The following is a 26,225-nucleotide window of genomic DNA, read 5'->3' on the forward strand; positions in this document are numbered from 1 at the left end:
CTCATTGTTTTTGTTCCAGCACCCTGTTTCTCAACCGGCTGCCATAGATGCACTTGACCCAGGCAGTAGGCAGATTTCGAAACACGTATCGTGCAATGGGATATTTATATGACAACGTCATAAGTCCTTTCATCCGATAGATGCCTTTCATATAGATTTTAAACTCATTTTTGGCTTTTGCTCTGCTCCGCCGTTTGAACACATCTCCTTCCCTACGGAAATACAACACCACCTGGGGGATATTGGCTATTTGGTAGCCGGCCATGAGCGCGTCAAACCAGAGCTGTATGTCCTGACTGGTCGGATAACGCTCGTCATATTTCAGTCCGCTTTGGAAAATGCGCCGACGCATCATCACAGCAGGATGAGCCAGTGGCGAGGCCTTGACAATATACTTCCGGGCCTCTTGAGGTGTCAAAGGATAGTGACGGACATTCAGACACTCGTGCTGTGTGTCAAACTCCTGCAAAAAACCTCCCACAATGTCGATATCAGGATGCTGCTCCAGAAAGGCCGCCTGCCTTTCAAACCGCCTCGGTGCAGCCCTGTCGTCGCTGTCCATGCGGGCCACCAGCTCTGAGGTAACCTGCCGCAGCCCAATATTAAGCGACTTGGTCAGTCCTTGGTTGGTTTCATTCCGGCAGATGCACATTCTGTCACCGAGAATATCCTTATAGCGGTCGATGACAGTATAAAGACCAGCCGTCAAAGGGCCGTCTTCTATCAGCACGATCTGTGCCGGCTTGCAAGTTTGTTCTTCCCAGACGCTTTTTAAGGCTTGGGCAAGGAACTCCGGCCTTTCCGACTTGTAAACGGACATCAATACAGATATTGTCATACTCTCTCTCCTCCTTCCACTACATGTGTTATTAATGAAGCCCATTGATCGACAATGCGGTCTTCTCTAAAGTCGCCGGCTTTCCGGCGGTTATTCTCACCCATTGTGTACATCAGTTTTTCATCGCCCAACAGCTTTTCGAGTGCGAGAGAAAACGCTTCCTCGTCTCCAATCGGTGTGACAAAGCCGTTTATGCCTTGTTCTATCAAATCGCTTGCACCCGACACATCGGTGGATATGACCGGTAGTCCCACGCAAATGGCTTCCAACAGGGCATTGCTCATACCTTCATAGTCGCTTGACATGACAAAAAGCTTCGAGCGGTTCATTTCCTCAATAATCTTATCCGACTTCCCTGCCAACACTATCTTGTCTTCCATCCCGATAGCTGCTATCCCGGCCTCTATCTCTGAACGTTGGGGACCATCGCCATATACGCATAGTTTGTATTGAGGGAAATGCTCCGAAACCTTCCGGAAAGCACGAAACATCATCGGATAGTTTTTCTGGTATGCCAATCGTCCTACAGCGATAATTCTGTTCTCCTTGTCCACTTCCGGAAGTGAAAAGACTTTACCGGTAACCGGATTCCGAATGATGGTGGTCCTTGCCTGCAAACGGGGAGAGTAAAACTCCTTGATGCGCTCAGTCTGTACCACCAAGTGTGCCGTCCTGCGCAGAAGCACCCATCTCAAGAAACCTTTTGCCTTTCCGAAGAAATGAGGGTCTATTCGCTCCGACGAGACTACCGGCACCCTCATGCCTATCAAAGAGGCCAGCGTGGCGCAGAACACCTCAAGCATGAAAGCTATCACTACATCGGGCTTCCGCTCCTTGACATGCCTGCGCAGCCAAACCATCTTCTTCATGATAGACCGGCTCCGGGTCTCTTCCTCTGCAAACCATACTTTGACTTTTTCGTCTATGGGATAGAAGACCAGATGTTTGTTCAGACAGATGATCTCCACCTCATTTCCACGATTGGCAAAAGAATTAGCCAACAACGACATGACTCTTTCACTCCCTCCGGAATGTAAAGTAGAAGTAATAAAAGATATTCTCATTGATAAGCGTTCCTTTTAACTATACGAGTTCCTCAGAGTTTATGAAACCCGCTTCTTATTTTTAAGCTGACTAACCAAGCCGGTACCATAACCAGCACACAAAAGAACCTATTACTTCTCCTATGCAAAGCATTTAACAATTGATTAATTCTAATCCCCAATGCAAAACCGCATGTCATATACTCGCATATCAAGATTAAAAACCTATAGAAATTCTTATACTGGAGTTCGTCAAGCTCATTTATTATATTATATATGGAAAAAACATAGTTTATACACTTTTGTTTGGTAAAAACGGCCTTTGTGTAATTACCACTATCGGAGTGATAGATTCTTAGAGGGATAAAAACATATCTGGTGTCATATTGCCTTGCCAACCTATTCCAAAACAAGGATTCATGTACAAGTTTAACTTTATCATATAACCATTTACCATCATCATTAAACATCTTTACTTGATTCACTAACCCCATATCTCTACATGTTATATTCTCAAAGTGCTTATTTCTGCACCATTCCATTTCGAGAAAATTCGAATCAATATACCCCACATCGCTTTGAGGATTATACTTTCCAGACACATTGCCCATTATATCTATTGCCAATGCCCTAATTGCCACTATATTAGAGATATTCAGCCTCTTTATCTTAATCCATTCTTCATAGAAAGTCTCCAAACAATTAGGTGTCATTTCATCATCATCGTCAATATCCACCATATATGGAGTCTGTATTATTTCAAAACCATATTTAAGTGCTCTGGTCTTGCCCGCATTTTCCTGATAATGGTATTCTATCATAAATCCGGCATCGCATTTACCAAGAAATTCGCCCTTCTCGGAAAAAGTACCAAAAGGTTTCTGCACCAATGAACATATATAATTATATGTTTCATCTATAGATCCATCGTCTATAATTAGCCAAACAAAATCCTTAAATGTCTGTTCCGATAAAGACCTATATAACCTCTCCAAGAAGTTAGCCCTATTATAGGTCGTTGTCAATATTGTAAACGTACTCATAAGCAATTACTTCCTCAATCAATTGAAATTCCTAATAAAGAATACAATCAATATCCCTAAAACCAATAACGATGGTATAACCCTATATTCTTTTTTTGTAGCTCTAATAATTAAAGGTAAAATTACTATCTCGTAAGTCGCAAAAATAGTTGAAGTTCTCCCGGCAACTGTTCCATAAACGCAAAGCACAATCAGCAATAACGTACTATAAAAATAAGCATTCCTTATCGTATAATAATACTTCGTTAACCTCACGAATGTTTTCTCTCCATAAGTAAATATCAATAATATTATGGTTTGATAATAAATCATAGGGTTAGACAAATCATTACTCCATGCATTTTCGCTTCCCTCTGTAATATAATCTTTTGCCAATTCCTGTACAAAATCAAAATTAGAAATAACCTGTTTAATGGTACCTCCCAAGAAACCTGCGGCTAAGAAAGCAAGGGCAAGACCGCATAAGATATGAATTTTCCGTATTGGCAGCATATTAAACAAGATCAAAGGGATTGCTATTAAAATACTAGTATGTATGTAGGAGGCCAGTATGCAAATTATGATATATTTCAAATACTCTTTCTTGGCTATAAAAGTAGTTGCAGCAATAATAATTGCAATGGCAAGACCGGCACGCATTTGATTCATATCTCTTGCCATCATAAATCGAGCCGTATAAATACATAGCCCCAAAACTGGGAACAATGAGTATTTTTTTAAAGAGTAAAAAACGAAGAAAAGTGATAAAGCCGCAATAAATGTAAAATAGAAAAAAGTGTCGTCCGCAATCGTTTTTGCTATTACACAGAGAAGATAATATCCTTTTTCTGAATAAGCATAAAATTTATCATTAAACGAAAAAGTACTTAATGTATTTGTCGTTTCATGAAACGAATAGGCATAAGCATAAGAGTCTATCCAATATACCGGATTCCGACTTCCCACCATTAATGTGAAAATCAAAAAGAGAATGAGCAATATTCCCAATTGCCGCACCCCTCTTACCCGGTCTAGAAAACCGGAAAAGAGATATAAACCAATAAATAATGTTAGGGCAGTAACAAATGACATTGTTAAGATATTTCTTTAAACAACTGTTCCCACATCATTATGATATTTTTAGTTTCATAAAAAGATGCTCGCTTTAAAGCGCATTGCTGTATTTCTTTACGCATAACATCATCACATATCATTTTAATTAACTTAAGAGCCAAGTCTTCCACATCTTCTGGTTTGCACAAGAACCCCTGACTTTCATTGGTAATTATGCTCTGAGTCCTTCCTTTAAAGTCTGTCGCTACTGGTGCACACCCTTGGCTCATGGCTTCAATTAACACCATTGGGAGTCCCTCACTCCTACTACTTAGGCAAAAAATCGCTGCTTTTTGATACAAACTAAGCATGTCTGATTGATAGCCAAGGAAATCTATTTTATCTTCTACACCATTTTCTCTGGCCATATTTCTAAGCATGTCAAATGTATTCTGACTTCCGTTACCGGCTATTTTTAATCTCCACTCAACTTGCCTCTCTTCCTTTTTCGCTCTATCAGTGATTGTTTGATTAGTATTTTCCTTTAATTCCAGAGATTGGCAAACCTTTCCCCACGCCCGAATTAAAATATCCCAACCCTTACATTGCCATTGATCTATTCTTCCTGCTGCTAATACAAAATTTTCTTTTGAAACGATACGATCTTTTAATGGAGCAAAACTTAAAGGGTTAGGTATTACATAAATTTTCTTCGTATTATGATATTTGTGAAACATCAATTCTCTATCCGGTTCTGTAAGAAGAGTTGTTGCTGCATAAAGACATGGGGTAAATCTGTCTAAAATATAATCTATTCTACTTAATTTGTAAGTCATGCTCTCTAAAGCATGATGAATTGTCATCACCACAGGTACATTAAGTCCAATGGCCGAAAACATTGATAGCAAAGAACAAGCTCTCATGTTTCCAATAACGACATCCGGCTTATACTTCCTTAAATATTTTCTCAATTTAAAAATAGCACCTCCCCACTTTAATATTTTATTATTTTTCGGTGGGAAGAGTTGCAACAACCGCACACGTTCGTCAACCGGATAAGTGGCCTTTTTCGTTAAATCAACAACAAGCCACACTTCATGCCCTCGCTGAACAAAACCATTGGCCAGGTTTACATGGACTCTTTCTGCCCCTCCTTCGCCAAGAGAGTTACAAACAAGAAATATCTTCATTTGGTAGATTATAGGTAAACATACAAAACAATCTCAACTAAATTTTATCAGGCAGTAATGCATTCTATGAAAAATGCTCCCTAACACTCTTATAATAAGCCTTTCCACAAGGGTGTTTTTCGTTTTTCCACATGAATAGTTTTCTCTCCAACTTCCCACTGCAAGATGCAAACAATAAGACTTCGACCTGTTTACAGTCTTTCCCTGGAAAGGATCAAAGAAATAAGCTGGATAGATTTTTAGTCCATGTTCTAAACTTTGCTCCTGCTGAAAAGAAGGATTCCAATTATACCCTATCTGGTTTCCAATCAATGCTTGAATAAACGGCAATGTTACAATATTTTGCCTCAATTCATTCGGTAATTCTTTGACTGAAGAAGTGATAAAATGCCTATCTTGGTAATAATCAAGACAACTTTTAATAAATGGATGACCTTTCTCGGCACCAAAACAATGGGATGAGAGCCCTTGATAGGAACCTATTTTACCAAAGTGGATGGACGATTCTTTTCCGATAAAGGCCTTATCTTGAAGAAATCTATCAAAAGGTTTATACACCTGCACATCTGTATCTAAATAGATGCCACCATAATGATAAACTGCATATAGCCGCACAAAATCAGCAGCGTATGCCCATTTTCGTTCTTGTAATGCTTCTTTTAAGAATACAGAATCTATTTCCTTTAATGACTCCATATCCCATTTCCGCAACTCATATTCCGGCATAATCTTTCGCCAAGATTCCATACAACGTTTGACATCAGAAGGCATTTCCTCGCCACTGAACCACGTATAATGTATAATTTTAGATATCATAATATATGAAAATTGTATTAAATAATTTATTTAACTTTACCAAACAACAGTAATTCTAATAGCTTGTTATAATGAATTACTCTTGCGACAGAGAGTGAAAAAACGATTAAAGCAATACTAATCATTAAATAGAACAATAAATTTAATAAGAATCCTTGCTCTGGCATATTTAAATTTTGAATTAAAGAAGAGTCTAATAATCCAATCAAAAAGAAATAATGTAAAACATATATTTCTAAACTATAGCGTCCCAATAAATTAAAAACCTTTTCAAGCATACTATCAGTTCCTGTATGCGAAGCCCATATAAATACAATTGGGGTAAAAAGCAATCCTAATAAAAATTTTCTGACAAACCAAATCTGCATATCAGATATTTCGCATATAATGAAGCCTATTAGAAAAAACATAAAAGCAGTGCCAACAATATTATCACTCGTTTTTAGTACATTCAGATAATCTTTATGGTGCAATAGAAATCCGATTAAAAAGAATAATGGATAATATTGGAAATATTTAATCAATACCAGACCAATACATGTAAGAAGAATATATAAAATAATTCTCATTGTTCGAGACAAATGAATTTGTGCATATTCAATCACAAGTTTAAATATTTTTCCTAAGAGTCGAATGATAAATAAATACCAAAGGAACCAATAACCTCGCATCATTGGATCGACTATCATCGTTACAAATGGATTCCGCTGTAAAACGCCTTGCTCATAATAATCTTGTAAAATTATCTTAGGAATACCTATAAAGAATAAGGGGAAGAGAAGAGAATAATTTTTCAACCTAAGTAATTGTCCCCAAGTGTTTAAGCGAAAAAACGAATGATAAGACACATATCCACTAACCATGAAAAACAGATACATGAAAAAAGTATTGATAAAATGTTCTATTAGGTTATTAGGGTTATCTAAAACTCCCCAACTTACATGGCAAAACATCACACACAATATTCCAAGCCCTTTAGCATTATCCAACCATGGGATACGGATAGAATCAATTCGGATTTGGCTACCCTGCTCTTTCTTACACATATTTATGAATAAACTCTAATGATTTTTTTCGATAAGATCCTACTTGTTCAACAATTCCAACTGAATAATTTATAGATTTATGTTCATACAAAGTTGGTTTAGAAAGACTGATAACTCTATTTAGCAATCCCAATTTAGACAACAAATTATTTGTCCGACTATCTTTATCACCATTTATCGTATAAAAGTCTTTTTTTAATAATATAGAAAAAGCTGCTAAATGAAAAGAACTGCCAATTGTACAAACAGCATTCTTCACAAGATTAAGAAATTCTTTAGGTCCGACTTCAAAGGAATTGCGGATATATGGATATTTATTAATATCCTTAGGATAATAGGCCCTATCCGTATAGACAGGTAACCCCATATCCTTTCCCAGTTTATTGGCTATTTCAAAATAAGAAGGTTTCAAGTTAGTCGGTGAATAGAAAAAAATATAAGGCTCTTTTATTAGAGGTTCATCACTAATGAGCGATTCATAATCTTCTGCATCAAGCAAAAATGTAGGATCGCAGACCACCTCACAATTATCTATAATCTGATTACTTATAAGGTATTCTTTAGATCTCTCCTCTCTTACAGACACTGCATTAAAACCACACAGATACCTCTTCAGGTAGTCAATCGGCACACGCTCTGGAGTAGGGCCTAGCGATGGTGCATAAGATATCCGCTTAATGGCCGGATCCAAGAAGTCTAAAAAAAAGACGGATGACGTTTCATTGGTATAATTCCATATCTGGTCACTCCCTGCTATTACTAAGTCATAATTAAAAGAAGCATTGCAGAGTTGTTCCCGGGTATTATACTCACAAGTCAAATTTAATTCTTTTTTAAGGAAATCTTCAAAAAGATTCCATTTTTTAGTTATACCTTTAAAACTCGAAGGGTATAACAGCAAGCGTTTCATGCTTGACAGCAATGAATACTTATACCAATAACGGCTGCTGAAATCAAATGGCTTGAAATATATTGACTTTTGTATAAACGAACGATAGTTAATTATTTCGACTTGATGCCCCCGCTTTTCAAGATAAGTCTGCAGTGCCCAAGCCTGCAAATTTGAACCATAGTTATGTGAAGCATGAAAAGTAATAATACCTATGCGCATATTATAAATAGTTTTTGATTTTACCTACCACTGCTGCAAATATCTTTTCTCGAAAAGTTTTATTATATCCTCCATAGAAAACAACCAACCCGTTTATAAGAACTGCTGCACTATAATAAAGCAAAAAATAGCCTAAACTGTCACGGCAGACGGAGAACAAAAGATAATTGAGTGGAACAGCAATCAGGCAAATGAAAAAACAACGCCCGAATACAGACACTAAATAGTTATATATTTGAAATATCGGCAACTCTATCTTCAATACTATCAATTCCGCGATATTGGTAATAATAGCAAAAGCCAAAAGCATCCAAAAGGCAGTGATAGCAGGAAAAGACATTTTGAAAAGAATGAAAATAAGCAAAATTGAAAGCAACCCCAAACCATTGGCGTAAAGATTTAATCGCTTAATATTACCCGTTGCACGGATTCCCATAACGACAGAGGTCGAGGTTGCCCGGACAAGTAGTGTCGCAAGAACTAATACAGCGAAAGTATCTGCTTGTTCCGGTACATTAGAAAGCCATAGCTTTAAAACATAATTGATCTTAAACATCATTGGCAATAAAAAAACAAGCAGTAGGAAAAAGGACATTTTTGAGCTTTCTGTCATGAGATATAGCATATCCCTATATTCTTTAACAGCATAACTCTTAGTTATTTGAGGTGTTACTGCCGACATAAAATTATTGCTCAACTGAGAAAAAATTCCCTGTAGTTGATAGCTAATTGCCCTAGCCGCATTAACCACAGGACCAAAAAATATATTCAAGAGAATGTTTACCCCTTGCCCTTGAAAAATCATTGTAGTACCACCAATTATATTCCAACCGGAAAAAGATAATATTTCTCTGTAAAGTTTTATATCTCTACAAAATTGCCATCCTGATTCTTCAAAATGCTTGTAACAATAACTTCTAGTGACTATCAGTGTTATCATCCCTGTCAGGAATGTAAGAATGCTATAAAGGACTAAATTATCTAAAGTGGAATTAAGTACGAGCAACAATACCATTAATAGTTTAAGACCGGCACCAATAACGCTGACATAAGCATAAACATTCATTTTTTCATGTGCCATTATATCTGCATCAAAAGGAGTCTGCGTTAGTAGCAATATTAATGAGAAAATAGAAAATTGATAAACAACATTCACAGCAAAAGTCCTATCAGCAGGAAAAGACATCTGGGTGTTCAAAAACCATAGTCCGATCGTCTCTGCCAAAAGAAATGCAATGAATGAAACAACAAGGTGGGAGACAAAAGTCACATTGAAAACCTTTTTTAACTGTTCTACATCTTTTCTCCCCAATTCATAAGCAATAAAACGGGTCGTTCCTGCAGATAAAGAGCCATTCAGGAAAGCAAACATTGTTACAACTCCTCCAACAACATTATAAAGGCCATAATCGGAAGCTCCCAACACTCGCAAAATGACACGAGATGTGTACAAACCCACGAGCATCACCAGTGTCATCTGAAAATAAAGAAGAAGTGTATTTTTTGCGATTCGCTTGTTTTCAATCATGTATTTTAATCATATAAAGGCCCATATTATAGGCATCAAAAACATTGCTCTTACACCTTTCCTTCCTCCACCTCCTCCAAATATTCTTGGACGAAGAAGTCGGCATCTTCGAGGTTGAAGGTTTCGGTGGGGGCAAAAACGTGGTATTGGGCGAGTTCACCGGTAGGATTTTCAAGCAGTTCGGCATAGCCCCACACGCCGCCACAGTCTTCGGGAGGACAGGGGCCTTTGCCGGAAATCACTCTTATGGACAAGGGGGCATCAGGGGCAGACGATATGGACGACAGGCTGACTTGATGGATCCAACTGTCACCGAAATCATATTCAAATTTCATTTTTTCACCTTTAGCTGCAAGCACTTCGCCGAGGGTGACATGACACATGTCATACTCCTTACGAAGATAGGGTTGCATGGTGGCTAAGAATGGGTCATCGGCATCCACTGGGGCATCAGACAGACGATAGGGCAACTTATAGAAGTTCGAGCCCTTGGTGAACTGATAAAGATGGTACCCCGCCCAACCAAACGCACGGATGATGATATGGGCCAAATGGATGAGACGGATCGTAGAAGGCACTTGCAGGCGACGCCATGTCTTGACGGGACACCCCTCGATAGTGATATAAAGCACATAGAGAGAGGGCTGCCGGGTGTTGTCAAGGAGAGGGGGCAGTTCATACGATCTCCCCTCATCGTCACTATAAATTTCAGGCAACTTGTCCAGACAGGTTTCCATTTTCTGCCAAAGTCCCTTTTCCGAAGCTATGGAAAATTTCTTTGTTTTGCCCACTGCGGGAAGTATTTTCGGCACACCCGGACTCTCTTCCTCACTTTCCGACATTCTAAAACCGAGAGTGTCGAAGAAATCGGACAGATTGATCATAGGTGACTTTTTCTTTTTCGCCATTCTACTTGCAGTTAAAGGGAAAAACAAGGGGACTTTTCCGCCAGTCGGTTTCCACACAAGACAAGAGAAGACAACTCGCCCTCCGCTGCAAGCTGATGCGCTTTCAGCGGTGTGACCGACAACGGATAGCCTCCACTTCTGAGCACGATGCAAGAGAAAAAAGATGGGATGAAACGACACTGCCGCGATGGATGACAAAGGTCAACGATCAACATGTTTACGTGGCAATGCCGGTAGCCGAAGCCGGCAATAATCCTTTTAATTTCTCATTAGCCTCCGTGATGCTCGCAGTGCTTTCTGATGGTCGTAATATCATTGTGGACAAGAAGAAATGCCCTTCTGCCACTTATTTATGTGCAAAGATACATAAATATTTCTTACTTGCAAAAAATATCGCATGTTTTTTGACAGAGGGGAAGGTAAAGAGTAAAGACAGAGGGGAAGGGCCGAAACGCTATTTCGGCTTACCGGATCGCAGGAACTTCATATCCGCCCCCGCTCTACTCCTGCATTCTTGATATAGGACAAGGAAAACGCAGAGAATGAACAAAAGAGGGGAAAAGATTTGCCCGTGTGCGCAAACAACAGTATCTTTGCATCGTAAAACAAAGGATAACAGATGAAGTAACGAGGGATTGAGCCCTCACAAAAGGTAAAAAGATTATGGTAACGATGATGATTGTATTGGCAGTAGTTGTAGCAGTAGCCGCTCAGGCCATCAATGTGAACAACAACATGTTCAGCGGCAAGTAAGCTGCCGGACAGGAAATCCCCCCACGGGGAAACCCCGACAACAGACAGCGCAGACCTCTGCGCGAACAGATAACTTCCTAAACAAGGTGTGTGTCCATTTCCGCCGAACGCAAGAAAGCGGAATCTCCGGACTTAAGAACGCAGGCACACGCCACAGAAACAAGCGTGCATCAAGACCTGAGTCCTGATGCACACTTGTTTTTGTGAATATACAACCAATTCCCGATGCCGGATGGTGGCGAATCGTATTAACAAAATCACCTCCACAAAAACTCTCCAACCAGGGTGAAAAGTCGGCCTTAAACCGCCGGAAAAGCCCACTGCCTTTCTCATTCAGGCCCATCGAACTTGCGAAATGTCTTAACCGGCTTTAGCTTGTCATATTTCATCCACCTTTTAAATCAAAGAAATATGACAAAACGTAAAAGTCCAAGAGTTTACAGTGAAGTTTTCAAGCTTCAGGTTCTTAGTGATTATTACACTCATGGGGGCAGCCAGGCCGCCATGGGCCGTAAATGGAATGTTGACGGGAATTCCATCCACCAATGGCTCAAACGTTGGCCGGTCGACTCAAAAGCATTATCTTTGCCCTCGGAAGTGATTTCATCCTACCGTATGGAGCATCAAGAGACGAAGCTGAGCAATGAGGAAATCCTCCGGAACCGCATCTCCGATCTGGAGCGCGCGCTGGAGCTGGAGAAGCTGCGCAGCCGTGCCTTCGAGAAGATGATACAGATTGCCGAGCAGGAGGAGGGCATCTCGATATTAAAAAAAGGTGGTGCCAGACAGTAGAGGCGCTGCGGGAGGAGTTCCCCCGGTTGAATGTCGGGCTCCTCTGCGGACTGTTTGGCAAGAACCGCCAATGGTACTATGCGCGTCATGGCAGAGTCGTCTCGGAGCGTCAGCGCCGCAAGCTGCTTGTGTCCTGCGTGGAGTACTACCGATGGAGATGGCCGCGCCTTGGGGGCGTAAAACTCCATGTCATCCTGAAGGCCGAACTGGGGCCGGAGGTGACGCGCGGGCGCGACTCCTTCCTGCGGTTCCTCGCAGCGGAAGGCCTGACACTGGCCCGCCCCAAGCGGAGGAGGACGACCGACTCGGCCCACCCCTACAGGAAGTATCCCAATCTTATGAAAGGCCTTCAGGTGGGGCGTGTCAACCAGGTGTGGGTGTCTGACATCACATACGTTTGGATCAAAGGGGACGTGCTCTACCTGCATCTTGTATCAGACGTGTACTCCCACGCCATCATAGGCTGGTGCCTGTCTGAGAACATGGAGGCGGCCAATGCCACAAAGGCCCTTCTGATGGCTATACGGACGGCCGGGGGAGGCAACCTGTGCGGCACGATACACCATTCGGACAGGGGCTCCCAGTATGCCTGCCTGCTGTATGTCAGCACGCTCATGGAACACCATATACGGATCAGCATGACAGAGAGCCATGCACCGACGGACAACGCCGTGGCCGAGAGGCAGAACGGAATACTCAAGAACGAGCATATCTGCCTACAGGACATGTATCAGGACTACGGGAGGGCCAAACTGGAAATAGGCAACGCCATAGAGTTCCACAACACCTTGAGGCCGCACATGAGCATCGGCATGAAGAGGCCCATGGAGGTCTACCGTGGAGAAGATCCCGGAAGGAATCTCTGGAAGAAAGACAGGTGAAACTTGACGAATTGGAAGAAAACTGCTACCTTTGGCCTGTGGATGGTGGGCCCGGTTCCATCATGTTCCATCTTGGGGGATGGAAATGAGGCCTGACAAGTCAGACTGTACAGACAGCAAAGTCATGTCAAGCAAATCTGTAAGGAAGAGATAATTTTGACAAGTTGAACAGTAAAACAGAATGAAATCTGACAAGTGAAATCAGGAAAAGACAAAAGAGCCACAGTTGGAAACCGAAATGGCCACAGTTGTGCTGCAACTGTGGCCATTTCGCAAGCTCGTTTGGGCCCTTTCAGCCCCGTTTTCGGCCTTCAATATGTGTCAGTAAAATTCAAACGGCTGATTATCAGCGTTTTGAAAAAGCCGCTAAAATCGCGTATTTGCACCCGAGCGGGTTGTCGGCTGCAAATATCGCAAGCACAGAGGCCGAAAACGAAAAAATGGTTTAACAAAATATTCTGTCCGAACATCTCTCCACAATATATTGATAGGGCCGGAAAGGCAGAACCCGGAAAGCCCCTCTTCAGCAGTCCGGCTGTTTAAAAAAGAGAGGATTGTTTGGAAGATATTAGGATTTTTCATAATTTTGCAATCATGGCAGAGAGCAGTTGATCCATGGCATTTCACACTGGTTTGTAAAATCGTTGCTGCCACCTGACTGTGTTTTCCGTGCATCATACGATACCTTTCATTCTACCAATTAGGGAAGTATAAGCCATCAGAACTTCTACTCACCGGCCGCAATCTTGTAGACAACTTCTAATTTCCATTACCCGCACATGAAACGAAACCGCCATATTCTCTTATCGTTCATCGCACTATGGTGTCCGATAGCCACACTTGCGTCCTATAACAACACGTGGGCACAGGAGGCTTGGGATAAAACTCCCAACAAAGAAATCGTGTGGCAGAACATGAAACCGAAACTGATGGCCCTTGACAATGAGTTGGAGAAAGCCGACGCTTATCATCAAAAAAGGTTGAGGCAGATTGAGGCGCTGAAAGCAAAACTAAGCTCCTGCAAGACCCCTCATAGACGCTACGCGCTCTATATGCAGCTACAGGATAAATATTCCATCATCAGCATAGACTCCTGCTACGCCTACGCCAGCCGCGCACTCAACGAATCTCAGCACACGGGCAACGACAGACATCGGGCATTGGCCATGCTAGCACAGGCAAGAATCTGCATGAAAGGAGGATTTTTCAAGGAAAGTGAAGACCAGCTTGCAGCCATCCGCTCCGGCAACCTGCATCTTTACGCTTATACGCTATATCAGGAACAGGAGCTCGACTTGGCGTTTGAAGAAGGGCTCTACAACCGGCTGTACGACATCAGTGACAACGACCCGTATTCGCAAAGGATGAAAAAGGTCATAGAATGGGCGGAAGGGCATCTTCCCGTCTCTGATCCCACCAGAATCAAGTTTTACATGGAATATGCCTTCCACTGCAAACGATATAAGGAGGCGATGGGCTACGCGGCATTGTTGTTGACCAAGCTGCATCCCCAATCGGAAGAATACGCTTACCATCTGGGCAATCTGGGGTTCATGGAGATGGGGGCCGGAGAATTTGAAAAGGCTGCCAACGACATCTGTCTGTCTGCTATTCTCGAGATCAGGCAAGGGTCCTATGAATATCCGGCACTGCGGAAACTGGCAGAGATGCTCCTGTTTATGGGGCATCCCAAACATGCCTACAGATACAGTTCCATCAGTATGCAAAACGCCCAAGCCTTCGGCTCCAGATACCGCATTTCGGAGAGTTCGAAATTCTACCCTCACATCAATCAGATTCAGCACGAGGAAATCAGCTATCAGCGAAAGATTCTGACCATGGCGCTTATCCTACTATCGGTCAGCATCATCGTGATGATTGGCCTGCAAGTCTACATCCGGAAACAAAATCGCCGGCTGCATGAAAAGAATAGAATCATCGTCGAGCAGAACGAGGAGATGAATGAGAAATCGGAAGTCATCATACGGCAGAATGAACAGTTGGTAGACACCAACCTCAAAATATCCGTCATCAACGAAGAACTGCGCGAGGCAAATACCATCAAGGCGGCCATCCTCGGACAAGTCATCATGAACACGGCAGACATACGCACGGACATCGCCAAGATGAAGAAGCTGATAAGGTACAAACTCGCCTCACATGACTATCTCGGCATCAAGATGATAGTAAATGACGAGAAGGCAAGTAGCATCGGAGCACATACACAATTTGACAAGATTGTGCTCACACTGTTTCCTGATTTTGTCACCCAGTTTAATGCGCTCCTCAAGACAGATGCCCGCCAGCAGCCTCCGGCACCCGAAACCTTGACTCCCGAAATGCGCATCGTGGCCCTGATCCGATTGGGCATAGACCGGAACACGGATATTGCGCAGTGTCTCGGCTATTCGGTGAACACCGTGAAACGATACAAGAACATCCTGTTTAACATCTCCGACTTGGAGAAGGATACGATCTATGCCAGAATCAAGGCCATTCACTATTCCAGGTCGGCCACCCCAAACGACATGTAGCCTTCTTTGTAGAGGAAATCCCTGCTGGGAAAGGCTTCCTGCCGGAGCACAAAGGGTATATGACAGTATATTCCAAGTATATCCATCACTCTGCAAGAACTTGACACACAGGCACTTCCATTTTTCAAAACTGTTTTTTGAAGTATATCGGTTGTAGCTCCCGACAATATCCGCTAATTTTGCATTCGGAACTCAATCAACAACCGTTATAACTAAAAACTTGAAGTAAGATGGAAATTAAATTTCACTTAGAGAGAAACGCATTGATATGCACGGCCTTTCTCCTTTCTACCGTTACGCTCACTGCACAGAACAAAAAAGACTCCATTGCTGAATCTTCTGACCGTGGTGTGATGCTCAATGCCAAAAGCACGACAGAGCCAAGACAAATCGAGATCGGACTTCCCATGAATTATACGGCCGTCTCCTTCAACGGTCTTCCTGCCGTGTACTACTATTGGCCCAACACGACAAGCAACCATTGGCGCAACGAGCAGCTTCTGGCCAAAAGAGGACTGATGACCATGCCGCAAGTGGCTGTCAAGGATGGAGAAATCGGCTACGGCGTGGATTCATGGCCGGAACTGGGCGGAGACAAGTTCAAGGGCAAAGTCAACTATGGTGTCAACACTTTCGGCGCACAGAATTTCGACCTCAATCTATCCGGACCATTGGGCAAGGGCTGGTATTACACATTAAGTGCATACAACAACTTCGACCCGGGTAGTTTCTCGCTCCGCTTTACCAAGTATAGCGACCGGGCACAATTCTACACCGGTGGCCTGACAAAACGCTGGAACGACGGCTCTCAACTTTCTTTCCTTTACAAGTTTACCGATGTCCACAACCTCACGATAGCAGCCAACTACGCCCCGTTCATCTGGGACGGAAAGGGGGGCGTGAAGAATGTTCCCGGCTTTCGCATTGGCCGCGATTCCTACTTGCCCGTCGACGGCACGATGGAATATCTTGATGTAAGAACGGGAGAACACAAGCAAGTGGGCTTATACAGTGCTTACGGCTCCTATGTCCATGAAGGCTGCATCAGCTTCACGAAGCCATTGGCGGACGGTATGAGCCTGTCGCTCCGCGCCAAAGTGTCTACGGCCGATTTGGGGACGGGCGACCAGACGGCCAACGGCATCATCACGGCAAAGGACAACATAGATGCACGATATGCCGACACAGGCGAAAAATACACGGGAGCCGTGCAGAAGCGAGTGGCACAATTGAATGATTCCCGCGTCACCGACGCTTTCTTCACGGGCGAACTCATCAAGAAGACATTGAAGCACGACTGGGCATTGGGCCTCAACGAGTGGTACACCTATATCGACTATGCCCGAAGCACCACTACCTATTATCATGAGGTGGCTCCCAACCCGCGCAAACTGATTTACGGAAAGAACAGTTCCGCCTACGAAAATTTCAACGGCAGTTCGGAATACGACAAAGGCACAGAGAACAAACTGGCCGCCTACATCATGGACACATGGACACCATCTGACCGGTTCCGCATGGTCTACGGGCTCCGCCTGGAATACTTTCACGCCAACGTAGACTTGATTCCCTTCGCCCGCTTCAACGGCTTCTATATCGGTGCACAAAATGCCGCCGGCAAGACCGTAGCCACTGAAAACCATACGACCGACGGACTCAACTATGCGGTCTCTATCGCCCCGAAATACAATATCACTTCCGATTTCGGATTGACAGCTGAAGCCAACTTCCTCACCCAATACCGCCACTTGGAAGGATATTCGGGTACGGGCGTTCCCCACTACACTCACCGGCCTTACATCGTGGGCCAAGCGGGCATCTTCTATAACCGGCCATGGATGGAACTCGTCTCGGCCTTCACCTACGCCATGCGAGGACATGACTACGGGCGAATTGTGGTGACCAATAACGACGACTTGTCACAGACTCCGGAAATGGTAAACTTCTCCGGTGGCATACGAACTATCGGCTGGACCACCGATGCCATGTTCCATCCTGTCAAGGGATTCACGCTTCATGGCCGCTTCACCCTGCAATCGCCAAAGTACACCGGCTACAGTTTCACCGCTTTCAACAAGAGCTACAGTTTCGACAACTCGATGGTCACCAAGCAGTCGAAAGTCATTGTCGAGTTCGATCCGAGATACAGTTTCGGGAAGTTCGCAGTGTGGGCCAACCTGCGCTATTACAGCAAGCAGTATGTCAATGTGGCCAACTCCATCTATTTCAACGGACGGTGGGAAACGTTTGCCGGCGCAAGCTATGTGCTCAACGACCATGTGACCTTCACGGCCAACATGACCAACTTCCTCGGACAGACCGGAGCGCAGGGCGTAATCCCAAGTTCCGACACGGTCGAAGACGGCTCCCAGTTTGCAGGCTACATGCTGACGGGCAACTACATCCTGCCGTTCCAGACCATGCTCTCGGCAACCATCAGATTTTAATCACTTCTTAAACCATCGCAATATGAAACTCAAAAGTATTTTAGCAGTCGTGTTCTGCACTGTGGCAATCATCGCCCAGGCACAACAAAACATCGGATTCAGGGCAGAGAAAATCATCTCTCCACAAGTGAACAGTGACAACACCGTGACTTTCCGTCTCAATGCGCCCAAGGCAAAGAGCGTCAGCGTGAAGGGCGACTGGGAGGCCAATGACGGTGTGGGAACCATGAAAAAAGGCAAAGAGGGCCTCTGGGAGTACACCACTCCGGTGCTCCCCTCGGAGATGTACACCTATCGCTTCGACATTGACGGGGTCATCGGCCTCGACCCGCACAACCCGTTCACCCGCCGTGATGTAGGCAATGTGTTCAGCATCTTTTTCGTTGGCCACGGGCCTGCCGATTACTATCAGGTGCATGATGTCCCTCATGGCACAATGCAGACTGTCTGGTATCAATGTCAAGGGCTGTACCAGAACAACCGGCGCATGGTGATCTATCTCCCGCCATCCTACGACAAGGATAACAAAAACTACCCCGTGCTCTATCTCATGCATGGTAGCGGTGGTGACGAGATGGCATGGAGCGACCTGGGATTTGTCAATCGCGTGATGGACAACCTCATTGCAGAGGGCAAGGTGGAGCCGATGATCGTGGTGATGCCCAATGGCAACCCGAGCAAACAGGCCGAGGCCGGAGAGACGAGTGAGAACCTGAGCTACATGCCCGTGATGACCAACACGCTGCCCGACTACAAGGCCGGCAAGTTTGAAGCCACCTTTCCGCAAATCGTGAACTACGTTGACAACCACTACCGCACCCTGCCCGACAAAGCTCACCGAGCCTTGGCCGGCCTGTCTATGGGAGGATTCTACACGATGATGATTTCGGCCAATTTCCCGGAGCTCTTCGACTACATCGGCTTGTTCTCTGCCGGTGTCGATTTCAAGGGCATCAACTGGAATATCCCCGTCTACCGCGACTTAGACCGGAAGTTGGCAGAGCAGTACAAACAAGGGGTCAAGCTCTACTGGATAGGGATGGGTAAAGCCGACCGCCTCTATCCGTTCAACCTCGACCTTATGAAATGCCTCGACAAGGCCGGCACCAAATACGAATACCACGAGTCTTCACGCGGCCACTTGTGGAGCAACTGGCGGCAGTATCTGCTCATCTTTGCCCCGCAGCTTTTCAAATAGACACGTGCCGATCGGTCTTTCCCGCCCCCCTGCGGAAGCCGATTCCGGTCAACCGCAGCACCCTAAAAAAGCCATATCCTGCCTCGTTGGCGAGGCAGGATATGGCTTTTCCGATATGGGTGATGGCGGGGGCGGCCCGGTTTCAGTTGTCGGCCACGCGCATGGTGAGCCGGCCGGCGGGCGAGATGAGCAGTTCGACGACGAAGCTGCTGGGACTGTCGGGGATGCAGAGCGTGGCCGCATAGTGGAGGCCGGAGGCATCGATGCGGGTGAAGGTGATGTCGCTCAACACGCTTTGCGAAAGATAGTCGGCAGGCACAAGGCGGACGAAAGCCTGCTTGCGGAAATCGCCGGAGTAGACCTTGCGCGCACCGTTGAACACGCTCACGTGCACGATGTTGTCGTGATAAACATTGTCCACGGCCACGCCATCGTCGTTGTAAGACGACTTGACCACCTTATAGGTCGTCGGGTTCACCTGCGTGTAGCTGTGATATTTCTCGCCGCCGAGCGTGACCACGGTGTCGCGCTTGATGAGCCGGTTCTGGTTGAGGGCCACGGGCCGCCGCTCCTCAAAGGCATAACGGTCGTCGGGGTCTTCGCTCTTGACGAGTTTCACCACATCGCCATTTTGGTTTTTGAACACAAACAGGTGGGGAGCCTGCTTCACGATGGGGTATTTCGACTCGCCGGCCGCGCTCAGCACCAGCGTGTCGCCATAGATGGCAAAGCGCACCGGCTGGCTGGTGGAGTCGGGATAGAAGATGGTGTCGCCCTTGGCCATAAAGGAGACATCGCCCTCGGCATCGTTCAGCCAGATGCCTTGCAGCATCTGCTTGGCCCTGAGATCCTCTTGCGGCAAGGAGGCCTTACCGCCAGCCGTCCGGCGGCACCCCACAAGGACTGCCACGAGGAGGACGGACAAGAGGACGAAACCGAGTCTGAAACGTGTCATCGCCCTATGCAGTGATATTCGAAACCGGCTTCTTCAAGTTCGTCGGCATCGAAGATGTTGCGACCATCTATCACCAGCCGGCCGGTCATGGCCTTGCCAATGACATCCCAACTGGGCAGTCTGAACTCTTTCCACTCGGTGAGGAGCAGCAGTGCGTCGGCGTCGAGCGTGGCATCATACATGTCTTTGGCATAGACGATGCGCTCCACGCGCCGGCGTTCCTCCTCACCCGCGGCGGCTTTGAGGGCCATGCGCCGGCGGCACTCGTCCATGGCCACGGGGTCGTAGACGCGCAGCCGGCAGCCGGCGGCGAGGAGCCGGTCGATCATCACCAGAGCGGTGGACTCGCGCATGTCGTCGGTCTCGGGCTTGAAGGAGAGGCCCCACAGGGCGATGTGCTTGCCTTCAAGGGCCTGCAGGCCGCCGAGAGCCTTCACGAGTTTGTCGAAGAGGACGCTCTTCTGCCGCTCGTTGACGCGCTCCACGGCCTTGAGCACCTCCATGGAGTAGCCGCTGTCGTCGGCTGTCTTGATGAGGGCCTTCACGTCTTTCGGGAAACAGCTGCCGCCATAGCCGCAACCGGCATAGAGGAACTTGCGCCCTATGCGTGTGTCGCTGCCTATGCCCGCGCGCACCATGCTCACATCGGCGCCCACGCGCTCGCAGAGATTGGCTATGTCGTTCATGAACGAGATGCGTGTGGCCAGCATCGAGTTGGCGGCATACTTGGTCATCTCGGCCGAAGGAATGTCCATGAAAATCACCCGGAAGTTGTTGAGCAGGAAGGGTTTGTAGAGCCTTGTGAGCATCTTCTGCGCCCGCTCGCTCTCCACGCCCACCACCACGCGGTCGGGGCTCATGAAGTCTTTGATGGCGTTGCCCTCCTTGAGAAACTCGGGATTGCTGGCCACATCGAACTTCACGTCGACTCCGCGGCGGTCGAGTTCGGCCTGTATGGCCGCCTTCACCTTGCGGGCCGTGCCCACGGGCACGGTACTCTTGGTGACCACCACAAGATATCTATTGAGGTTTTCGCCTATCGTCTTGGCCACCTGCAACACGTAGCGCAGGTCGGCGCTGCCGTCTTCGTCGGGAGGCGTGCCCACGGCTGAGAACACGATGTCTTGTTCGTTGATGATGTCGGCCAGCGAAGTGGTGAACTTCAGGCGGCCGGCCTTCACGTTTTTCATCACCAGTTCGTCGAGTCCGGGCTCGTAGATGGGGATGTCACCCTGTTCGAGCCGCTCGATTTTCTTACTGTCTACATCGACGCATGTCACGTTGACACCGGTGTCGGCAAAACATGTGCCCGACACGAGGCCCACATATCCGGTGCCTACTACTGCTATATTCATCTTATTATAATGTTTAAGTTTCGCAAGAATGATATTTTAGGAGTTAAGGGAGAAGTTTCCTTGAGCGATGGCGAAAAAAAAGAGTTAGCACTCGCTCCGCTCGTTAGGAGGTAGAGACAGCGGCTTCATTGCCTAAAGGTATTGGGACATCATGCCCCAAGTCCGATTCTTTTTCTCTGTCTGTCACGAGGTTTCCCCTCGTTTCTTCAACTCCTACTAAACACGCGAAAGTTCAGTTAGGATTATTTTCAAAAAACACTCTCGTCGTTCAAACACGCTCTTTATTCAAACACCTCGGCATCTTTGAGGGCCGGGGCCTTGAGGTCTTTATCGCTCGTCACCACGTCGCCCGGGTCGATGGGCCACTTGATGGCCACCTGCTCGTCGTCCCAACGTATGCCGGCTTCGTGCTGCGGAGCATAGGCATTGTCCACCTTGTAAGTGAAGACGGCCTCCTCGCTGAGCACCAAGAAACCGTGGGCGAAACCGCGGGGAATGAAAAATTGACGCTTGTTTTCCTCGGAGAGCTCCACAGCCACATGACGGCCAAACGTGGGACTGCTCTTGCGCAGATCCACGGCCACATCGAGCACCCGACCTTTGATCACCCGCACAAGCTTGGCCTGCGCGTAGTCGCCCGTCTGATAGTGAAGGCCGCGCAACACGCCGAAGCTCGACTTCGACTCGTTGTCCTGAATGAAATCCACCTTGCCCACATGTTCTTCAAACTCGGCCTTCTTCCATGCCTCGAAGAAGTAACCGCGCCGATCCTCGAATACCTTGGGCGTCATGATCCAGACACCCTTGATTTCCGTCTCTTGATATTCCATTATTAGTCTATTTTATATAAAATATGGGCAAAGTTAGCATTATTCGGGCGAACTGCAAAATTATTTATCAACAAAGTGGAATTTAATTTTCTCCTGCTCCGATGGCCGAAGGCGGTATGGCTTGTCGGCCCGACCGCCCTCCCACCCCTTTGCCGACGGACCGGTGCATGGCCGCTGCACCGGCCTTGCATGGCTGTTGCACGCGGCGTGCAAAGCCTCTGCACGGGTGGTGCAGACATCCCGCACAAAACCTCACACGGCACGACGGCCGACAATCGGGCCGACCCCGCGAAGCGAAACGCCCCCAAGTGGCGGGTGCGGAAAGGATTCCCACACGGAGAAGTTTTCCTCGCCGACGGCTAAGATTCCGCCGAAACCATCCCCATATTTTACCATTTCCCTTGCATTTTTCCGCGAAAACGCTTGCATTTTCCAGCCCATTTCACTATTTTTGCAGACATCTCACCCCTTTACCCTTTCACCTCTTTATATATATACCTGATATGATGAAGAATAGACTGTTTTTTCTAATCGCGACACCGCTTCTTCTTGCCTTGAACGCTTGCAGCCACAAGGAAGAGTACGAGCCGGCAGAGAAGCAACTGGTGACCAACGCCGGAGTGAGGGAAGCGGGCCGGAAAGTGAACCCGGGAGACACGATACACCTCTATGGCGAGGGATTCCAAACCGGCGATTACGTGACGCTTGACTTCCGTTGGGACACGGGCGACCCGTCATTTCCCGAAGGTTCCGGCATGAACAATTATGCAAAAATCATCGAAGCAAAGCCGAATGGCATCAGCTTCCTGATGCCCTACCGCAAGCCGGAGTCCCGCGTCAGGATCATCTTGCAGAGAGCAGCCGACAGAATGACCTTGGGCGAACTGCTGGTGGCCGACGGACAGACACCCAAAGACTTCAGACTGTATGGCGTCAATCCCGGTCGCAACACGATAGAGACGGTATGGACGCAGGGCAAGGGGAATGCCGCGACGAAATGGGACATGAGCGCGCATCCGGACTTCCACTCCATCATCAACCTCGAAAAAACTTACGGGCTGTGCGGTCTGGCCAAGGCCGATGGCGTGCAACAGCCGTTCTTCTTCGACTTCTGCACCGGTGAATGGAGCCCTCTCAATCCCTCCTTTAATACGCTATCATTGGCGGTGACCAACACAGGATACTTCGTCTCCATTCAGGAGAAAGCACCGGGCAAATATAATTTGAGCACTTCTCTCAGGCAACCGGAGCAGAGCAATTACGCCACACGCACGTCGGTTGTGGAAAAGCTGCGGGCCTTTGAGTTGCCGGCCGGGCTATCCGCGCGACAGTTCGGCACCTACGCCGGCGTGTTCGACCCCGAAAGCGGGACCGTCTTCCTCTCTGCCGACAAAGGCGCGGGGAAATGGGTGCCCGTACTGTTCCACATCCGCAAAGGATTCCGCGTGCTCGACGAAATCGAGGCCGAAGCCCTCATCCCGTTCTCCTTCAGCGTGCCCGGTGGCAAGTCGCAACCAAGGCTGGCAGGCTATGTCATTTCTTCCCCGTCGGCCAAAGGTGGCAGCCGCTTCTGCCTGCTCGACAAGGAGTCTCCACACCTGCAGGAGCCGTTTGCCACCCAGCCCGGCAAGGTGGTTTCCATCACCTGCCGCACCGACCGTCCCGGTCGTTTCACCGTGCTCACCATCACAAACGGGAAAGCCTCTGTCGCCGAATACAACGGGGCCGACAAAACTTGGATCTCCCTCCCCGACCTTCCCGACCTGTCGCCCTACACCTCTGTCACGTGGGCCAACTGACAGCTGGGACAGGGAAGCCACGAGCCTTTTGTGGCTTCTCGCGGTCTGCCGCTTGCAGCACCTCCGAAAAGGCACGACGGATGGGGAAATACGCCCATTCTTATTCTACAGAAAACAAAAAAATAGGGACAGCGCATCAAGGCACTGTCCCTATTGTAGATTATAGAGTCTCCCCCCTCACTCCAATATTTCGCGCTTGGAAAGCTGGGGGGAGGAGTGGATATTGTCCTCTTGTTCAGACCCCCACCCCCCCTAACTTAGGGGGCTTTCCACCAGCTTCAGCTGCAACTCGTCGAGCTGCTTCTGGTCGATGGGGCCGGGGGCATCGAGCATCACATCGCGGCCGGAGTTGTTTTTCGGGAAGGCGATGCAGTCGCGGATGGAGTCGAGACCGGCCAAGATGCTCACGAAACGGTCGAGACCGAAGGCCAGGCCGGCATGGGGCGGTGCGCCATACTTAAAGGCGTTCATCAGGAAACCGAACTGGGCCTCGGCACGCTCCGGCGTGAAACCGAGCACCTCAAACATCTTCTCCTGCAAGCGGGTGTCGTGGATACGGAGCGAACCGCCGCCCACCTCGATGCCGTTGCACACAAAGTCGTAGGCCACGGCGCGCACCTGCTCGGGATGCTCGTCGAGCAACGGCAGGTCGTCGGGGTTGGGCATGGTGAACGGATGGTGCGTGGCCATGAGGCGCTGCTCCTCGTCGCTCCACTCGAAGAGGGGGAAGTCGACTATCCACAGACACTTGAACACATTCTTGTCACGCAACCCCAAGCGGTCGCCCATCTCCAAGCGGAGCGAGCAGAGCTGCACACGGGTCTTGTTGGCATTGTCGCCGGAGAGGATGAGCACGAGATCGCCGTCTTTGGCTCCCATGGTCTGTTTGATTTCGGCCAGCACCTCGGGCGAATAGAACTTGTCGATGGAGCTCTTCACCGTGCCGTCGGCCTGATACTTGATGAACACCAGTCCCTTGGCACCCACCTGCGGACGCTTCACGAAGTCGGTGAGCTCGTTGAGCTGCTTGCGGCTGTAATCGGCACAACCGGGCACGCAGATGCCGCCGATGTAGGCTGCCTCGTCGAACACGGAGAACGCTCCCTTGCCGGCAAAAGCCTCCTTCAACTCGACAAACTCCATGCCGAAGCGCACGTCGGGTTTGTCAGAACCATAGCGGCGCATGGCATCGTGCCACTTCATGCGCTCCAACGGGGGCAATTCCACGCCGCGAATCTCCTTGAAGAGATGGCGGGCCATGTCTTCGAAGATGTTGAGCACGTCTTCCTGCTCCACAAACGACATTTCGCAGTCTATCTGTGTGAACTCGGGCTGGCGGTCGGCCCGCAGGTCTTCGTCGCGGAAACACTTGGCTATCTGGAAGTAACGGTCCACGCCGGCCACCATGAGGAGCTGCTTGAGGGTCTGCGGACTCTGCGGCAGGGCATAGAACTGGCCGGGATTCATGCGCGAAGGCACCACGAAATCGCGGGCCCCTTCGGGCGTGCTGCCGATGAGGATGGGGGTCTCCACCTCCATGAACTGGCGCGAGTCGAGGAAGTTGCGTATGAGGATGGTCATGCGGTGGCGCAGCTCGAGATTCTTGCGCACGGCGGCGCGGCGAATGTCGAGGTAGCGGTATTTCATGCGGATGTCGTCTCCGCCGTCGGTATTGTCTTCGATGGTGAACGGGGGGGTGAGACTCGGCGAGAGCACCGTGAGCGCGGAGACGATTATCTCGATGTCGCCCGTGTCCATATTCGGGTTTTTGCTCTGCCGCTCGCTCACACGGCCCTTGACCTGAACGCAGTATTCGCGGCCCAACTTGTTGGCCTCTTCACAGAGTGCCCGGTTGTCGGCTTCGTTGAACACGAGCTGTGTGATGCCGTAACGGTCGCGCAGGTCGACGAACGTCATGCCGCCCATCTTGCGCGAACGCTGAACCCAGCCGGCCAAGGTCACTTCCGTGCCGGCGTCGGAGAGGCGCAGCTCTCCGCATGTCTTTGTTCTGTACATAATTATATAAGTGCTTAGTCTTTAGCTGCAAAAGTACAATAAATAGCTCGAAAGACAAAATAAATGGTCAAAAAAAGCGGGCGGACACCTTGCATCGGTGTCCGCCCGCT

General features: G+C 47.6%; 22 protein-coding genes. 8 read left to right on the plus strand and 14 right to left on the minus strand.

The annotated features are described in order from the left end of the window. Nucleotide 1: 1 nt before the first annotated feature. Genes HMPREF6485_RS11075 through HMPREF6485_RS13175 form a run of 10 tightly spaced genes read right to left on the minus strand, consistent with a single transcriptional unit; the run spans nucleotide 2 to nucleotide 10,555 of the window. Entirely contained in the window at nucleotides 2–838 is an 837-nt protein-coding gene (locus HMPREF6485_RS11075) for a glycosyltransferase (protein WP_004346598.1), read from the minus strand. Next, nucleotides 835–1,902, minus strand: coding sequence for a glycosyltransferase family 4 protein (locus tag HMPREF6485_RS11080; protein ID WP_082231332.1), 1,068 nt, complete (start codon nucleotides 1,900–1,902; stop codon nucleotides 835–837). Before HMPREF6485_RS11080 ends, HMPREF6485_RS11075 begins: the two co-directional genes overlap by 4 nt. 32 nt (nucleotides 1,903–1,934) lie before the next feature. Further along, entirely contained in the window at nucleotides 1,935–2,906 is a 972-nt protein-coding gene (locus HMPREF6485_RS11085; RefSeq protein ID WP_169310386.1) for a glycosyltransferase family 2 protein, read from the minus strand. Nucleotides 2,907–2,942: 36 nt separating this feature from the next. After that, a complete protein-coding gene (locus HMPREF6485_RS11090; RefSeq protein WP_004346601.1) occupies nucleotides 2,943–3,995 on the minus strand; it encodes an EpsG family protein in 1,053 nt (350 codons plus the stop codon). Nucleotides 3,996–3,997: 2 nt separating this feature from the next. Continuing rightward, nucleotides 3,998–5,146 (minus strand): glycosyltransferase, encoded by a 1,149-nt coding sequence (locus tag HMPREF6485_RS11095; protein ID WP_004346602.1) that lies wholly within the window; start codon nucleotides 5,144–5,146, stop codon nucleotides 3,998–4,000. Between the two features lie 33 nt (nucleotides 5,147–5,179). Then, a complete protein-coding gene (locus HMPREF6485_RS13170) occupies nucleotides 5,180–5,962 on the minus strand; it encodes a glycosyltransferase family 32 protein (RefSeq protein WP_004346604.1) in 783 nt (260 codons plus the stop codon). Nucleotides 5,963–5,988: 26 nt separating this feature from the next. After that, entirely contained in the window at nucleotides 5,989–7,008 is a 1,020-nt protein-coding gene (locus HMPREF6485_RS11105; RefSeq protein WP_004346605.1) for an acyltransferase family protein, read from the minus strand. Next, nucleotides 7,001–8,119, minus strand: coding sequence for a polysaccharide pyruvyl transferase family protein (locus HMPREF6485_RS11110; protein WP_004346606.1), 1,119 nt, complete (start codon nucleotides 8,117–8,119; stop codon nucleotides 7,001–7,003). The genes HMPREF6485_RS11105 and HMPREF6485_RS11110 overlap by 8 nt, the downstream gene beginning before the upstream one ends. 1 nt (nucleotide 8,120) lies before the next feature. Next, nucleotides 8,121–9,647 (minus strand): MATE family efflux transporter, encoded by a 1,527-nt coding sequence (locus HMPREF6485_RS11115; RefSeq protein WP_004346607.1) that lies wholly within the window; start codon nucleotides 9,645–9,647, stop codon nucleotides 8,121–8,123. A gap of 50 nt (nucleotides 9,648–9,697) precedes the next feature. After that, nucleotides 9,698–10,555, minus strand: coding sequence for a plasmid pRiA4b ORF-3 family protein (locus HMPREF6485_RS13175; RefSeq protein WP_004346608.1), 858 nt, complete (start codon nucleotides 10,553–10,555; stop codon nucleotides 9,698–9,700). A 191-nt stretch (nucleotides 10,556–10,746) separates the two neighbouring features. On the opposite strand from HMPREF6485_RS13175, the gene HMPREF6485_RS14030 reads away from it, so the two are divergent. The 6 genes from HMPREF6485_RS14030 to HMPREF6485_RS11150 all read left to right on the plus strand — a co-directional run bounded on the left by HMPREF6485_RS14030 (nucleotide 10,747) and on the right by HMPREF6485_RS11150 (nucleotide 19,160). Further along, on the plus strand, nucleotides 10,747–11,073 hold the full coding sequence (locus HMPREF6485_RS14030; RefSeq protein WP_004346609.1) for a hypothetical protein: 327 nt from the start codon (nucleotides 10,747–10,749) through the stop codon (nucleotides 11,071–11,073). Nucleotides 11,074–11,719: 646 nt separating this feature from the next. After that, the gene (locus HMPREF6485_RS14400; protein WP_004346610.1) at nucleotides 11,720–12,100 is read left to right on the plus strand and encodes a hypothetical protein; all 381 of its coding nucleotides are present in this window, start codon (nucleotides 11,720–11,722) and stop codon (nucleotides 12,098–12,100) included. A gap of 5 nt (nucleotides 12,101–12,105) precedes the next feature. Then, nucleotides 12,106–12,981 carry an IS3 family transposase gene (locus HMPREF6485_RS11135; protein WP_248622340.1) on the plus strand — a complete coding sequence of 292 codons (876 nt, stop codon included), beginning with the start codon at nucleotides 12,106–12,108 and terminating at the stop codon, nucleotides 12,979–12,981. 779 nt (nucleotides 12,982–13,760) lie between these two features. Next, the gene (locus HMPREF6485_RS11140) at nucleotides 13,761–15,515 is read left to right on the plus strand and encodes a DUF6377 domain-containing protein (RefSeq protein ID WP_004346612.1); all 1,755 of its coding nucleotides are present in this window, start codon (nucleotides 13,761–13,763) and stop codon (nucleotides 15,513–15,515) included. 230 nt (nucleotides 15,516–15,745) lie between these two features. Continuing rightward, nucleotides 15,746–17,962 carry a TonB-dependent receptor gene (locus HMPREF6485_RS11145; protein WP_004346614.1) on the plus strand — a complete coding sequence of 739 codons (2,217 nt, stop codon included), beginning with the start codon at nucleotides 15,746–15,748 and terminating at the stop codon, nucleotides 17,960–17,962. 22 nt (nucleotides 17,963–17,984) lie between these two features. Then, complete coding sequence (locus tag HMPREF6485_RS11150) at nucleotides 17,985–19,160, plus strand: esterase (RefSeq protein WP_004346616.1); 1,176 nt, start codon at nucleotides 17,985–17,987, stop codon at nucleotides 19,158–19,160. A gap of 142 nt (nucleotides 19,161–19,302) precedes the next feature. Here HMPREF6485_RS11150 and HMPREF6485_RS11155 read toward each other — a convergent pair whose 3' ends face one another. The 3 genes from HMPREF6485_RS11155 to rfbC form a co-directional block, all read right to left on the minus strand. After that, the gene (locus HMPREF6485_RS11155) at nucleotides 19,303–20,115 is read right to left on the minus strand and encodes a DUF4738 domain-containing protein (RefSeq protein ID WP_004342580.1); all 813 of its coding nucleotides are present in this window, start codon (nucleotides 20,113–20,115) and stop codon (nucleotides 19,303–19,305) included. Next, the gene (locus HMPREF6485_RS11160) at nucleotides 20,112–21,470 is read right to left on the minus strand and encodes a UDP-glucose dehydrogenase family protein (RefSeq protein WP_004346617.1); all 1,359 of its coding nucleotides are present in this window, start codon (nucleotides 21,468–21,470) and stop codon (nucleotides 20,112–20,114) included. Before HMPREF6485_RS11160 ends, HMPREF6485_RS11155 begins: the two co-directional genes overlap by 4 nt. A gap of 281 nt (nucleotides 21,471–21,751) precedes the next feature. Continuing rightward, nucleotides 21,752–22,300, minus strand: a complete 549-nt coding sequence (gene rfbC / locus HMPREF6485_RS11165; protein WP_004343464.1) for a dTDP-4-dehydrorhamnose 3,5-epimerase — start codon at nucleotides 22,298–22,300, stop codon at nucleotides 21,752–21,754. A 189-nt stretch (nucleotides 22,301–22,489) separates the two neighbouring features. Between rfbC and HMPREF6485_RS14260 the strand changes: the two genes are divergently transcribed. Both HMPREF6485_RS14260 and HMPREF6485_RS11170 read left to right on the plus strand, forming a co-directional pair. Next, nucleotides 22,490–22,663 (plus strand): hypothetical protein, encoded by a 174-nt coding sequence (locus HMPREF6485_RS14260; RefSeq protein ID WP_181792986.1) that lies wholly within the window; start codon nucleotides 22,490–22,492, stop codon nucleotides 22,661–22,663. Nucleotides 22,664–22,803: 140 nt separating this feature from the next. Then, on the plus strand, nucleotides 22,804–24,099 hold the full coding sequence (locus HMPREF6485_RS11170) for a WD40-like domain containing protein (protein ID WP_004346620.1): 1,296 nt from the start codon (nucleotides 22,804–22,806) through the stop codon (nucleotides 24,097–24,099). A 252-nt stretch (nucleotides 24,100–24,351) separates the two neighbouring features. Here HMPREF6485_RS11170 and aspS read toward each other — a convergent pair whose 3' ends face one another. Then, the gene (aspS, locus tag HMPREF6485_RS11175) at nucleotides 24,352–26,115 is read right to left on the minus strand and encodes an aspartate--tRNA ligase (protein WP_004346621.1); all 1,764 of its coding nucleotides are present in this window, start codon (nucleotides 26,113–26,115) and stop codon (nucleotides 24,352–24,354) included. Between the last annotated feature and the right edge of the window lie 110 nt (nucleotides 26,116–26,225).

Source organism: Segatella buccae ATCC 33574 (genome assembly GCF_000184945.1).
GTDB lineage: Bacteria > Bacteroidota > Bacteroidia > Bacteroidales > Bacteroidaceae > Prevotella > Prevotella buccae.